Genomic DNA, 12,570 nt, shown 5'->3' with positions numbered 1-12,570 from the left:
TGACTAATGACTAATCACCAATGAGATGCGATCGCTCACATAGAATTATTAACTTTCATAACAAGCCCTCCAACTCAGCAAATTTCCGCAAGCGTGGTAGACACTGACGCTGATAAAAACTGCTTAAAGTAGGAATTGGCAATCCAAATTTCTCAGACAATTCTTTCCAACTCACTTCTGGGGGTAGGCGTTTCAGAATTAACACCTGACAATTCACTTCTGGATGCCCTTTAATGTGAGTACTACGTAGTTCTCCATCCGCATCTGTCTTCACCCATATCTCCAAGTTTTCTAGAATGGGGGGAGCTTGGGGAGTAGCTGGCAAGTTGTCTACAGGGTCGATGATTTCACTGTTTCTGCCCGACCCCAACTGGCGAACCTTGGGAGTAACTATTGCAACTTGTTCCCGGTACTGGTTTAGGTAAAAGTCTTGTAATCTACGTTTTAAGTAAGCATTCAACCAAGTAATAACACTGCCATGACTGGGATCGTAGATTTGGCCTGTCAAACCTTCACAAACGTTGCGGCAGAAATACAACCAAGTTTGTTGCAGTGCATCTTGATAGTAGGGAGTACTTTCCCTCCAAAGTTTCCTTGAAGTCAAGCGTATAATTTGCGTGAGCAGCTTCTGACGCTGAGGGCTTCCAGGTGAGTGTCCACAGGCTTGGGCAACTAAGCAGCGTAGCTGTTCATCGAATTCAACCATGTCAAACTCTTGGCGAAGAAAGCAAGAATATTCTAGTATTGCGTATAAACATGCTTCAGAGAATTACCCCATGTCGCGATATTACCTCTTTTTTAAATTCTCCAGCCAAAAATTTATATCAATAGAAGTAGAGGCGGAGGGCAGAGGGGGACAAGGGGGACAAGGGAGAGAATAATAACTCTTGTACAGACGCGATTAATGAGCCAGTGCGTTGTAAAGCCAGTTTCGTGGGCGGCTCTGCTGACTTGAGAGAACTGGCGTGGGGTTCCCACGCCACTTGCTCCACTTGGGGAAACCCCAAGACCCACAAGGGGTGATGCTCCTGCATCGCTAACGCTACGCTAACGGCAGTTCCTCTTTGGGGGAACCACTAAGACCGGACTGCCTCACCGCAGTGGCTCCCCGTTGTAGCAACTGGCGTCGCGTCTCTACTCAGCACTCCTTAGCCTTAAGATTTTGCTCTGTAACTCGACCTTAATCCATTCTTGTCAGAATATAAAGAATGATTAAGAAAAGTGGTGTGTAGAACAATATGATTAAGATGCTAGCTCAAGGCTTGACTGGAATTGAGGCAAGATTACACATAGATTGGATTCTAGTAAATTCCTGCTTACAATTTGCGATTTGGGGATCGTTCTCTGTTTTGCTCGCTGAAATATTAAGAGATAGCTACCATGCTTTGTGTCACCAAGTCAGTTGGCTTTCTAAGTGGCACAACAAGCATCATATGGCATATCGCCGCGATTTATCAGTAGTTTCCCTCAAAGCCTACCAAGATTCCCAGCTTTACCACGACATTTTAGAGTCGAGTCTATTGGTGGCAGTTTTAACAGTAGTTGCTTTGGTTGTCCATCAAATAGGGTTATGGTTAGGAGTAGTCTATGCTTTCACTTTCTTGTTTGGCGCATCCCTGCGGTATTTTCAAGGGACAATTGATACAGACTATAACCATCTACCCGGCCCTCTAGAAACAATTCCATCCATTTGGTGGGTGAATCGGTCTTACCATTGGCGACATCATTTTGATGATGTCAATGCTTACTATAGTGGTGTCTTTCCGTTAGTGGATAAAATACTTGGTACAGGACTGTCTCTCAAGGGTAAAACCGTTGCTTTAACTGGTGCTTCAGGAACTTTAGGACAAGCATTGGCGGCTGAACTCCTAAAACATAACGCTAAGGTAGTAGCATTAACTACTAACCCAGAAAAATTAGCAACGCAAACTGGATTAAAAGTGGTTTCCTGGCAGTTAGGTAATGAAGCCGAACTGAAGGCTAGTTTAGAAAAAATCGATATTTTGATTATCAACCACGGAATCAATGTCTACACTAGCCGTACACAGCAGGCAATTAGTTCTTCTTATGAAGTCAATGCCTTTTCAGCATTGCGGTTGATGGATATATTTTTAACAACTGTAACAGGGCCACAGGCAAAGGCAACTAAGGAAATTTGGGTGAATACTTCTGAAGCTGAAGTTTCCCCTGCTCTCAGTCCGCTGTATGAACTCAGCAAAAGGACTTTGGGAAATATTGTCACCCTCAAACGGTTGGATGGGGATTGTATAATTCGTAAGTTAATTCTTGGTCCGTTTAAGAGCCAACTCAATCCTTATGGAGTCATGTCAGCACAGCAAGTAGCTCGTGCCATTCTGTTTTTGGCGCAACGAGACTACCGAAACATTATTGTGACGGTAAATCCTCTCACCTATGTGCTTTTTCCCTTGAAGGAAGCTAGTACGTGGCTATATTACCGAATTTTTAGCAGAACTACAAAGAGTCAGTAATCTTACAGGTTAAGAGTATTCCATAAAGAAGATGGCTTAATAGCGATCGTGCTGTATCCTTTGCTCAGTGCATGACAGTATTTTTCATCTTTATGGCTCTTAACCTATAGATAATATGACTCACTAATTTATTTAACTATTGAAGGCTTTAAGCTCACCTTGACAGGACTACCAGCCCAGCATACATTAAGAAATGTGTAGTAAGTTAAAGTTATAAGTTTTATAAGCAGTCTAATAGCATCTATAAAATTTTTTACGTAAGGAGCAAGTCACGCAGTCAAAAATAGTACATATATAGCAATAGCCAACGCAATGTAATATGTGTAGCATAATTCGTTTGTTAGAGCTTGACAACTGAATGGCAGCGATAGTACTTATTGAATAACGAGCGTTCGATATAAATAAACCCCAAATCATGCCGAAGATTGTTGACCATGACCAATACCGCAAAGAATTGCTTGCCAAGTGCTTTGATTTATTTGCCCAAACAGGCTATGGTTCCATCACCATGCGCCAAATTGCTCAAGGGTTAAATGTTTCTACGGGTACGCTGTATCACTATTTTCCTAGCAAACAAGCTTTGTTTGAACAATTGGTAGAGGAGATCAATCAGCAAGAAATACTAACAGCAATGGCTGAGTTAGGAGGAAGGCAAACGCTCCAGGAAACTATGGATGCACTAGGGAAATACCTTTCTAAACATGAAGATTATTACATTAAATTGCATTATATCTTAGTTGATTTTTGTCAGCATCAAGACTCTAAACAAATGTGGGGGAGTGGTATTTTTCAGCGGGTTGATGAGCGTTGTCAGCAAGCAGTTAGAGACGTTTTGGGTATTGAAGATTCAACTTTGATATCTTTTGTATTGCTCCTAATTGACGGGTTAATTCTCGAAAGACTTTTGGGAAATGAAAAAATTTCTTTTACCGCTCAATGTAATTTACTGGGTAAAATGCTGACAGCATATTTGCAGCAATATCCATCTAATCAAAGGTCTAAATCGGAATCATATTCAGCCAATTATTCATGAGTCAAAATGTTGATTTACTAATAAATAAATTTATTTATATAGAGGATATAGAAATGGGTGAAAGACTGTTATTTAAACCTGTAAATAAAGGATTAATTGCATTAGTAATTGCGGCGACTGCGATTACAGGTGGAATTGTTATTTATGGGATTTCACGGTTCGGGCAAATTGGTCAAAAAGCCTCTTCTGAACCTGTAGAAACCACCCAGAGCGCGCCAAAAGTGACAGCCTTGGGCAGGCTGGAACCAGAAGCAGAGGTAATTAGCTTATCCCCACCGTTGGTTTTGGATGGCGATCGCGTTGCCCAAATCCTAGCCAAAGAGGGAGAGATTGTTAAAGCCGGACAGGTAGTGGCAATTTTAGACTCACGAGCTCGCTTGCAAACTGCGGTACTGCAAGCCGAAAAACAAATCAGAGTCGCCCAAGCTAAACTCGCTCAAGTGAAAGCTGGTGCCAAAGCTGGAGAAATTGAAGCGCAACAAGCTAGCGTTGAACGCTTACAGGCCCAGTCGCTAGGAGACAAAACATCTCAACAAGAAATCATCGCTCGACTAGAAGCACAGTGGCAAGGAGATAGAATAGCTCAAGAAGCAACAATCAAAAAGCTGGAAGCAGAACTCAAAAATGCCCAAGCTGAATACGAACGCTATCAGCAGCTATCCTCCCAAGGAGCAGTATCTAATTCTTTATTTGACAGTAAGCGCTTGAGTTTGGACACTGCACAACAGCAACTCGATGAAGCCAAAGCAGTTCTCAACCGGATTAATTCCACTGCTAAAAGACAACTAGCCGAAGCCAAAGTAGCACTCAACCGTATTAATGCCACCGGTAGTAAGCAAGTCAGCGAAGCCAAAGCCACACTCACCAGTATTGCCGAAGTCCGTCCGGTAGACGTGCAGGCGGCACAGAGTGAAGTTGAAAATGCGATCGCTTCACTCAAGCGCGCTGAAACTGACTTGGAGGCAGCTTACATCAAAGCGCCAATGGCGGGCCAGATTCTCAAAATTCACACAAGAGTTGGAGAAAAGATTAGTAGTAGCGGTATTGCAGACTTAGCGCAAACTGAGGAGATGATCGCAGTAGCAGAAATTTATCAAACTGATATCAGTAAAGTGAAACTCGGACAGCAGGCAGTGATTACCAGTCAAGCATTTCCTGGCGAACTGCGAGGAAGCGTTTTCCATATTGGCTTACAAGTGAATCGGCAAAACGTTTTTAGCAACCAGCCAGGGGAAAACCTTGATAGCCGAGTAGTTGAGGTGAAAATTCGCCTAAATCCTGAAGATAGTAAACGAGTTGCAGGTTTCACTAACTTGCAAGTGCAGACAGCAATTGAACTGTAAAACAAAATCAATAAATTTCATCATGTTGAAAGTTATATATATCCTACTTTGCATCCTGGGAACATTTTTGCCTTACTCACAGTTCTTGCCATTTGTCTTAGAGCATGGTTTTGATATCCGGCTTTTTTTTGAGCAGCTATTTGCTAACAGAATTTCTGGTTTTTTTGGCATGGATGTGATTATTTCATCCTTAGTTCTTTGGGTGTTTGTGTTTTGGGAAGGCACGCGTCTGAAAATGCAGAATCTTTGGGTTTACATTGCTTCTAATCTTTTGGTTGGGGTTTCCCTTGGACTACCTTTATTTCTATTAATGCGACAGTTTCAACTTGAACAGCAGACTGACACTGCAATCTCTTAACCGACTTTGATATTGAGGCTGTTGCAAGATGTTTTCCAAATTGTTTCGCAAAACGCCGCTGGCATGGCGGCAGTTAATGAAAGAAAAAACGCGTCTGGCAGTTGCGGTTGCAGGTATAACCTTTGCAGACATGCTGATGTTCATTCAGCTAGGGTTTGAAAGTGCGCTGTTTGATGCAGCGGTGAAACCTCATCGCAACTTAGAAGCAGATTTAGTTTTAATTAGTCCCCAATTTCAAACTCTGTTTTCGGTGAAAAGCTTTTCTAGGGAGCGACTGTACCAAGCATTAGCTTATGACGGTGTTCAGTCAGTGAATTCTGTTTATATTGGCACCGGACAGTGGCGAAATCCCCAAACACGGCTGGAACGCGCCATATTGGTTTGGGGTGTCGATCCGGCAAAACCCCCATTCAAATCGCCCGAAACCAAACAAAACCAAGATCGACTCAAACAGTTGTATCAAGTTCTGTTTGACCAAGCGGGTCGTCCGGAATATGGGACAGTTGCCGATATCTTCAATAAAACAGGTAACTTTGAGACGGAACTGAATAGTATAGGCATCAAAGTTAAGGGCTTGTTTACTGATGGTGCTTCCTTTGCTGCTGATGGTAATGTGATTACTAGTGATTCAACCTTTTTACAACTATTCCCAGAGCGTCAACGCGATCGCATTGAAGTTGGGTTGATAACTCTCAAACCAGATGCCAATCACGAAAAAGTGCAATCGCAACTTGCCGCAGCACTGCCTAAAGATGTCAGAGTCCTAACTCCAGAAGAGTTTGCCAAAGTCGAGAGACATTATTGGGAAACTGGTACTGGCATTGGTTTCATTTTTGGTTTGGGTACAGCAGTTGGGTTCATTGTCGGCATTGTGATTGTCTACCAGATTCTTTATTCCGATGTCTCTGACCACTTACCAGAATACGCCACGCTCAAAGCGATGGGCTACACCGATCGCTATCTTTTAGGAGTCCTTCTCCAAGAAGCATTATTTTTAGCTGTCTTAGGCTTTCTGCCTGGATTCATCCTTTCCTTTGGGTTATATCAGGTCACTTATGCTGCTACAATGCTGCCGATTTTTATGAAGGTAGATCGGGCAATCCGTGTTTGGATTTTAACTGTGATTATGTGTAGTTTTTCAGGAGCGATCGCCATGCGAAAACTACGGGCTGCCGACCCGGCTGATGTTTTTTAGTTTTGAGTAATTACCCAGCTCTGCGAAATTCAATTATAAAAATTCTATGTTACAAGAATCTGTACCGATAGCTTCTAGCTCAACACTCTCTGCTGTAGAAACAGTAATTTCCATTCACAATCTCAACCATTACTTTGGTGGAGGTACGCTTCGCAAACAAGTTTTATTCGATATTAATTTAGAGATTAACGCTGGCGACATTGTGATTATGACTGGTCCTTCCGGCTCAGGCAAAACTACTTTGTTGACTCTAATGGGTGGATTGCGTTCTGCTCAAGAAGGTAGTTTGAAAATCTTAGGACAGGAAATTTGTGGAGCCAGCAAGCAGGATTTGACCAAGCTTCGCCGCCAGATTGGCTATATTTTCCAGGCGCATAACTTGATGACTTTTCTCACAGCGAAAGAAAATGTGCGAATGTCCTTAGAATTGCATGAAGAGTTTCTCAATCAGAATATTGATGCGAAAGCGCTGTCCATGTTAGAAACTGTCGGTTTGGCAGATCGTGTAAATTACTACCCAGAAAATCTATCAGGGGGGCAAAAGCAAAGGGTTGCGATCGCTCGTGCCTTAGTCAGTTATCCTAAGATTGTCTTAGCAGATGAACCCACTGCTGCACTTGACAAAAAATCTGGGCGCGATGTTGTGGAATTAATGCAGAAGCTAGCTAAAGAACAAAGCTGTACGATTTTGTTAGTTACTCATGACAACCGCATTCTCGATATTGCCGATCGCATCGTTTATATGGAAGATGGTCAGCTCAAGAGTGATGAGGTAGATATTAGTGCCAGAATGCATTAGATTAAAGCCTGAACAGCAAACAGCAGTTGCGGTACAAATTTCTACTTGGCGTTCTCCTTCACCGTTCGCAAAAGACTGCTTTCAAACATCAATAACAGCTTATCCAAGGTGCTGAAAGTTTCTTTTGCTACTGCTGAGTTTACTAGCGATTGCTTTTTCCAACTAACACTTAGGGCTGACATTACCTTTGATATTGGTTGTCCAGCAACAAATATTTGTGTTGGTGCTTCGTCATCAACTATCTGTGCTTGAGTATCAAACGTTGTTGCTAATTCTAAATCATCGGGTTGCAGAAGTGCGATCGCCACAATTAATGGTAGTCCACAGGGAGCGCGACGTTATCTTTTCGATGTCAATCCGGGAAATGAAAAAATTTCGTCGTCATGCATGAAAAAAGGACAAGGAATACAGAAATTTTCCCCCTACACCCCACACCCTTACACTCTCTTTCAAGTCAAGAGGCAACAGGTAATTGAACACTCACTGTAGTACCTGTGACTGTGTCAGACTGAATGGATAATTCCCCACCATGAGCATTGACGATGCGTTTGGTAATGGCAAGCCCCAATCCAGTACCACTAGATTTCGTAGAAAAGAACGGATGCGTTAGCTTTGACAAAATCTCTGAGGGAATTGGCTCACCACCATTGCAGACATTGATGTAGACTTTATCTAACGAACTGTCTACTTTCCATTTAATGACATCTCCTGCTGAGACTGCCTCACAGGCATTGCGGACAATATTAATAAACACTTGTTTGAGCTTATCTCTGTCCCCCAAGATTTTGACTGTAGGTAACGCTGGGATAAATTTGATTTGCCGAGAGAGTGCTTCTGGCATTTCACGCATTGGCATCAACAACTCACAGATGAATTCATTCACATCCAATTCAGACAGTTGCAATACCTGAGGCTTGGCGTAAAGCAAAATTTCACTCAGCAGATTTTCTAGACGGCTAGCCTCACTAAGTGCTAGCGATAATCGTTCTTGTGCGGCTTCAGTCAGAATGGTTTTCTTAAAATACTTCAATCCCATAATCGTTGTGGTTAGGGGATTGCGAATTTCATGCACAATCATTGCCGCAAATTCTCCAATGGCTGCCAACCGTTCCTGTTCTAAAAGCTTGGCTTGCGCTGCTCGCAGTTCTGCGGTGCGTTTTTCTACCTCAGCCTCCAGGATATGATTAAACTGGCACTGCTGCTGGTAAAGATGATAATGGTCGATCGCTGTTGCCGCACGTTCGGCAAACAGTTCCACAATTTGGATTTCTTCTTTTGTAAATTCCCTTGCTTGCCGATGAAAAGAGCAAACAGTACCGAATACTTGACCTTCAGACGTTTGCAATGGTATCCCTAAATATGCTCGATAACCTGGTGCAGGTTTGCCGTACTCTGGATTAGCTACAGCATCCTCAACAGCTAATGTGCGACCAATTTGAATGACTGTAGCAATTAACCGACCATGCAGCGCATAAACACGGGGCGCATCTTCGGCCATTTCCAGACTACTTGCTAGAACAGTTTCAAAACCCTCTTGGCAAAAGGTAACAATCGTCCAATCGACTCCTATTAGTTCGCTGACTCCGCAAGCAATGTTGTGCAAATAGCTACCCAGTTCGCCAGTGCGATAGTTCAAAGAAGACAACCGTGCGATTATCTGCCGCTCACGCTGCCAAGTTGGTTGCAACAACATTTCTTCATCATTGGCTTTGCTCATAGATGTTTGTTGCATGGTTTAGCAAAATTAAGTTGAAAAATTAAATGTTAAATTTTGGATTTTCCAGATATTAACTCTGGATATCCACATAATTTCATGGGAAAATTTTACTAGATAAATGTGTTATTTATGCACAATAAATATGAAATTTTACTTAAGTATATGTAAATTTATACAATAAATAACAAGCAAAAATCAGGGTGGTTATAGTAGGTGAAGCGAAACAAACCCATAGTCTGATAATAACTTGACTGCTGTAAGTAAGTCGGTGAAAATAAACCTAGCTATGTAACAGAATGTAAAATCGATATAACCCTTGCGATTGCTTCATTCCACTTCGTTCCATTCGCAATGACATCGCGTGAATTATTTCAGCCGTTCTACTTATCTTTATTTACACTTAATCGCTCATAACCTAAAAATTGAAATTTTGCTGAGAAATCTTTAAGAACCTTCTAAACAAAATATCAGCTTTCTAGATATCAATCCTTATATACCCATAATTTTTAGATTAATTATTTAAGTAACAATTAGTTTAAAGTTCAAGCCAAGAGCTATATCGCTGATTGATGCATTGAGGAATTTCAATCATGAAATTAAGGCATTTGTTAATACTGAGTTTGTCTTCTCTTGTTTTAGTTAGCTGTGTTCGAAGAGTATCAACTAATCAGTCTAATGAAAGTCCTATTGCTATGAATGCATCTGTTCCCGTATCTTCAACTCAGGTACAGCCTTTAGATCGGTCATTACAATCTCAAGAATCAACTGTTATGAAGTCAAGCATGTTTGTTTCTGGAGAACATTCCACTCAAGGAGCAGTCCATATCACTAACAAAGATGGTAAATTCTTTCTAGAACTTGAACAATCGTTCAAGACATCTGAATCAGGGCCAGATTTGGTAGTAATTTTGCATCGTTCAGATAACGTAATTAATTCAACTAAGCCACCATCCTATCCCCTAAAAAAAGAAGACTATATCATTCTTGCGCCCTTGCAAAAATATAGTGGCGCTCAAACATATGCCATTTCTAACGAAATCAATTTAGCAGATTACAAATCTGTTGCTATCTGGTGTCGCAAATTTAATGCTACTTTTGGTACTGCCAATTTGAGTCAGTAAAGATTAACCAACAACTCAACCATAAATCACAAGGAGAAAGTTTATGAAATTAGCAGGTAAAGTCGCCCTAGTTACTGGTAGCAGTCAAGGCATCGGACAGGGAATTGTTCTGGCTCTTGCTCAAGCAGGGGCAAATGTGGCGATCAACTATCGCTCTCACCCAGAAGGAGCAGAGGAAACCTTAGCAAAGGTAGAGGCTATTGGTGGTAATTGTCACATGGCTTCTTATCCCAAATCGCATGGTTACACAGTTCAGGCAGACTTGGGCAGTGTTGGTGAAGTGCGTCAATTAATCACAGAAAGCATTAACCATTTTGGGAAGTTAGATATTCTAGTAAACAATGCTGGCATTGAAAAACATGCACCATTTTGGGAAGTTACAGAAGCAGATTATGACGCTGTGATGAATGTTAACTTAAAGGGTGTTTTCTTTGCCACTCAAGCTTTTGTGCAACACCTGATTGAAACTAAGCAGACTGGAAAAATCATTAATATTAGTTCGGTGCATGAAGAACTACCATTTCCCAATTTCACTGCTTACTGTGCTAGCAAAGGCGGGATGAAAATGCTTGCTCGTAACTTAGCAGTTGAGTTGGGTGCTTTGGGTATTACGATTAATAATGTTGCACCAGGAGCAATAGAAACTCCGATTAATACCAAGTTGTTGAACGACCCAGAAAAGTTGGGCGCGCTATTAAAAAATATTCCTCTTGGTCGCTTGGGTCAACCGCAAGATGTCGCTTCTCTAGTGACATTTCTGGCTTCTTCTGATGCTGACTACATTACAGGTAGCACTTTCTTTGTGGATGGTGGACTACTTTGGAACTATCAAGAACAGTAGCGAGAAAAAACTATGCCAGATTCATCCCTATTTATTCCAGTTATCCTCGGCACTCCCCGTCAAGGTCGCCAGAGCGATCGCGTTGCTAAATTTATCGTTGAGCAGGTTGCAGCACGCGATCGCCTAGAAACCGAACTCATCGATATTAGAAATATTACGATCGCTACAGATGATGCAGGTGAATCGCTCAAAGACCCTCAATTTTCTGCAACTATTGACCGAGCAGATGGATTAATTATTGTTGCACCAGAGTATAACCACGGTTATCCAGGTTTGCTCAAACATATACTTGATACCTGCCTCAAAGAATACATTCATAAAGCCGTGGGACTGTGTGGCGTTTCAGCAGGCCCTTTTGGTGGCACAAGGGTTATTCAAAACCTCCTACCTGTGATGCGGGAGTTGGGGTTAGTAACTATTTTCTATGACCTCAACTTTAGCAACGTTAAGCAACTATTTGATGAATCGGACAATTTGATTGACAAACCAACTTACATTCGCCGTATGGAAAGGTTTATGGACGAATTAGTTTGGATGTCAACTGTCCTCAAATATGGGCGACAAGAAGTCAGCCTAGATAAAAAAGATATTATCCAAGTTAACACCCATGCCAACAAGCCCTGCCCAGAAATAGCTGTTCGGATTGGTGCAGATGCGATAGATACCGTCCTGAAAGTTAGTAATAATGCTCAGACTGGTGAAGTGGAAGCTACAGCAGTTACTTAATAGCAGTTCTCCAAAAGACAGCAACAGAAGATGACGCAGTGAGTCCAGTGCTGCAAAGAGAAGTTGCCAGGAAAAGCCAGTTGCTTGCGGAGAGAAGTGCGGTCTTGGGCTTTGCCCAAGTGGAGTAACTTCGGGGGGTTATACCATTTCCCAAAAATAATGATACAGATCCAAACCCAGAAACCTAGATTAAATGGGACTTTCTTAATTACGAATTACGAATTACGAATTACGAATTGGTATTACCCCCGTTATGCAAACTGGCATGGTTTGCCTTTAGCAGTAGCAGTATTCAAAAATGCAGTGTATCTTTCGCTGCGGCTATCGTCAGCCAGATTTAATTAAAAGGCAATGGTCGTTGAGCAACAAGTTACCCAATTCCTAGTGCATATGAGTGAGGAAATTACCATGACTGTTAATCAAAAAGGAATATTCCAGCAACCAGGACAAGGTTCTTCCTATTGGGTGCTTGGGGATTTGTATACTTTTAAAGCTGTAGGTGAAGATACTGGTCAAGCCTATGCCCTAGTTGAGATTATTGTTCAACCGCAAAGCGGTACACCTCCCCACATTCATAGTCACGAAGACGAAGCTTTTTATATTCAAGAGGGAGAATTGGAATTTCAGCTTGATGAGCAAATAATTCTAGCGACTCCTGGAACCTTTCTCCATTCTCCCAAAGGACAACTCCATAGGTTTACAAACATTGGTTTAGAGCCAGCAAAATTGCTGTGCTGGGTCACGCCCGCAGGGTTAGAAAAGTTTTTCATAGAAGTAGGTGTGCCAGTCTTAGAGAGGATATCATCACCTACTGTCAGTCCCGCAGACATCGAAAAAGTTTTAGCGGCTGCTTCGAGGTATGGTCTAGAGATTATTCCTCCACCTACTGAATCTTCGCAGGTATAATCCAGTCTGAAATGATTAAATGCGATCGCAATTTTGCTAGTT

The 12,570-nt window shown here is 41.9% G+C and carries 14 protein-coding genes; 10 read left to right on the top strand and 4 right to left on the bottom strand.

Annotated features, from left to right (window positions below; translation table 11 throughout):
• Positions 1 to 55: 55 nt before the first annotated feature.
• Together RMY31_RS14390 and RMY31_RS14385 are read right to left on the bottom strand one after the other, a co-directional pair.
• Positions 56 to 706, bottom strand: a complete 651-nt coding sequence (locus tag RMY31_RS14390) for a sigma-70 family RNA polymerase sigma factor (RefSeq protein WP_322658894.1) — start codon at positions 704 to 706, stop codon at positions 56 to 58.
• Positions 707 to 824: 118 nt separating this feature from the next.
• Positions 825 to 1,034: a hypothetical protein gene (locus RMY31_RS14385; RefSeq protein ID WP_409877947.1), complete on the bottom strand. Its 210-nt coding sequence runs from the start codon at positions 1,032 to 1,034 to the stop codon at positions 825 to 827.
• Positions 1,035 to 1,238: 204 nt separating this feature from the next.
• Here RMY31_RS14385 and RMY31_RS14380 point away from each other — a divergent pair, with 204 nt between their 5' ends.
• From RMY31_RS14380 to RMY31_RS14355, 6 genes are all read left to right on the top strand, one after another.
• Positions 1,239 to 2,489, top strand: coding sequence for a bifunctional sterol desaturase/short chain dehydrogenase (locus RMY31_RS14380; RefSeq protein WP_322658893.1), 1,251 nt, complete (start codon positions 1,239 to 1,241; stop codon positions 2,487 to 2,489).
• 415 nt (positions 2,490 to 2,904) lie between these two features.
• Positions 2,905 to 3,522, top strand: coding sequence for a TetR/AcrR family transcriptional regulator (locus RMY31_RS14375; protein ID WP_322658892.1), 618 nt, complete (start codon positions 2,905 to 2,907; stop codon positions 3,520 to 3,522).
• 53 nt (positions 3,523 to 3,575) lie between these two features.
• Positions 3,576 to 4,865: an ABC exporter membrane fusion protein gene (locus RMY31_RS14370; protein WP_322658916.1), complete on the top strand. Its 1,290-nt coding sequence runs from the start codon at positions 3,576 to 3,578 to the stop codon at positions 4,863 to 4,865.
• A gap of 22 nt (positions 4,866 to 4,887) precedes the next feature.
• Complete coding sequence (locus RMY31_RS14365) at positions 4,888 to 5,223, top strand: DUF2834 domain-containing protein (protein ID WP_322658891.1); 336 nt, start codon at positions 4,888 to 4,890, stop codon at positions 5,221 to 5,223.
• 28 nt (positions 5,224 to 5,251) lie between these two features.
• A complete protein-coding gene (gene devC / locus RMY31_RS14360) occupies positions 5,252 to 6,418 on the top strand; it encodes an ABC transporter permease DevC (RefSeq protein ID WP_322658890.1) in 1,167 nt (388 codons plus the stop codon).
• 46 nt (positions 6,419 to 6,464) lie between these two features.
• Positions 6,465 to 7,217, top strand: coding sequence for a DevA family ABC transporter ATP-binding protein (locus RMY31_RS14355; RefSeq protein ID WP_322658889.1), 753 nt, complete (start codon positions 6,465 to 6,467; stop codon positions 7,215 to 7,217).
• Positions 7,218 to 7,258: 41 nt separating this feature from the next.
• On the opposite strand, the gene RMY31_RS14350 is transcribed toward RMY31_RS14355, so the two are convergent.
• Entirely contained in the window at positions 7,259 to 7,525 is a 267-nt protein-coding gene (locus tag RMY31_RS14350; protein ID WP_322658888.1) for a hypothetical protein, read from the bottom strand.
• Positions 7,526 to 7,671: 146 nt separating this feature from the next.
• Complete coding sequence (locus RMY31_RS14345; RefSeq protein WP_322658887.1) at positions 7,672 to 8,934, bottom strand: ATP-binding protein; 1,263 nt, start codon at positions 8,932 to 8,934, stop codon at positions 7,672 to 7,674.
• A 590-nt stretch (positions 8,935 to 9,524) separates the two neighbouring features.
• On the opposite strand from RMY31_RS14345, the gene RMY31_RS14340 reads away from it, so the two are divergent.
• The 4 genes from RMY31_RS14340 (at position 9,525) to RMY31_RS14325 (ending at position 12,528) form a co-directional block, all read left to right on the top strand.
• Positions 9,525 to 10,055 (top strand): DM13 domain-containing protein, encoded by a 531-nt coding sequence (locus RMY31_RS14340; RefSeq protein WP_322658886.1) that lies wholly within the window; start codon positions 9,525 to 9,527, stop codon positions 10,053 to 10,055.
• A gap of 43 nt (positions 10,056 to 10,098) precedes the next feature.
• A complete protein-coding gene (locus RMY31_RS14335; RefSeq protein ID WP_322658885.1) occupies positions 10,099 to 10,896 on the top strand; it encodes a glucose 1-dehydrogenase in 798 nt (265 codons plus the stop codon).
• A 12-nt stretch (positions 10,897 to 10,908) separates the two neighbouring features.
• Positions 10,909 to 11,622, top strand: coding sequence for an NADPH-dependent FMN reductase (locus tag RMY31_RS14330; protein ID WP_322658884.1), 714 nt, complete (start codon positions 10,909 to 10,911; stop codon positions 11,620 to 11,622).
• A gap of 408 nt (positions 11,623 to 12,030) precedes the next feature.
• On the top strand, positions 12,031 to 12,528 hold the full coding sequence (locus RMY31_RS14325; RefSeq protein WP_322658883.1) for a quercetin 2,3-dioxygenase: 498 nt from the start codon (positions 12,031 to 12,033) through the stop codon (positions 12,526 to 12,528).
• Positions 12,529 to 12,570 lie beyond the last annotated feature (42 nt).

This window comes from Dendronalium sp. ChiSLP03b (assembly GCF_034531165.2).
Classification (GTDB): domain Bacteria; phylum Cyanobacteriota; class Cyanobacteriia; order Cyanobacteriales; family Nostocaceae; genus Dendronalium; species Dendronalium minutum.
This window is presented reverse-complemented; position numbering and strand designations above follow the sequence as displayed.

Coding starts and splice junctions, on each gene's coding strand:
- RMY31_RS14345 (WP_322658887.1), bottom strand. CDS start 8,934: ATGAGCAAAGCCAATGATGAAGAAATGTTGTTGCAACCAACTTGGCAG.
- RMY31_RS14355 (WP_322658889.1), top strand. CDS start 6,465: ATGTTACAAGAATCTGTACCGATAGCTTCTAGCTCAACACTCTCTGCT.
- RMY31_RS14365 (WP_322658891.1), top strand. CDS start 4,888: ATGTTGAAAGTTATATATATCCTACTTTGCATCCTGGGAACATTTTTG.
- RMY31_RS14390 (WP_322658894.1), bottom strand. CDS start 706: ATGGTTGAATTCGATGAACAGCTACGCTGCTTAGTTGCCCAAGCCTGT.
- RMY31_RS14335 (WP_322658885.1), top strand. CDS start 10,099: ATGAAATTAGCAGGTAAAGTCGCCCTAGTTACTGGTAGCAGTCAAGGC.
- RMY31_RS14325 (WP_322658883.1), top strand. CDS start 12,031: ATGACTGTTAATCAAAAAGGAATATTCCAGCAACCAGGACAAGGTTCT.
- RMY31_RS14375 (WP_322658892.1), top strand. CDS start 2,905: ATGCCGAAGATTGTTGACCATGACCAATACCGCAAAGAATTGCTTGCC.
- devC (WP_322658890.1), top strand. CDS start 5,252: ATGTTTTCCAAATTGTTTCGCAAAACGCCGCTGGCATGGCGGCAGTTA.
- RMY31_RS14340 (WP_322658886.1), top strand. CDS start 9,525: ATGAAATTAAGGCATTTGTTAATACTGAGTTTGTCTTCTCTTGTTTTA.
- RMY31_RS14330 (WP_322658884.1), top strand. CDS start 10,909: ATGCCAGATTCATCCCTATTTATTCCAGTTATCCTCGGCACTCCCCGT.
- RMY31_RS14370 (WP_322658916.1), top strand. CDS start 3,576: ATGGGTGAAAGACTGTTATTTAAACCTGTAAATAAAGGATTAATTGCA.
- RMY31_RS14380 (WP_322658893.1), top strand. CDS start 1,239: ATGATTAAGATGCTAGCTCAAGGCTTGACTGGAATTGAGGCAAGATTA.
- RMY31_RS14385 (WP_409877947.1), bottom strand. CDS start 1,034: ATGCAGGAGCATCACCCCTTGTGGGTCTTGGGGTTTCCCCAAGTGGAG.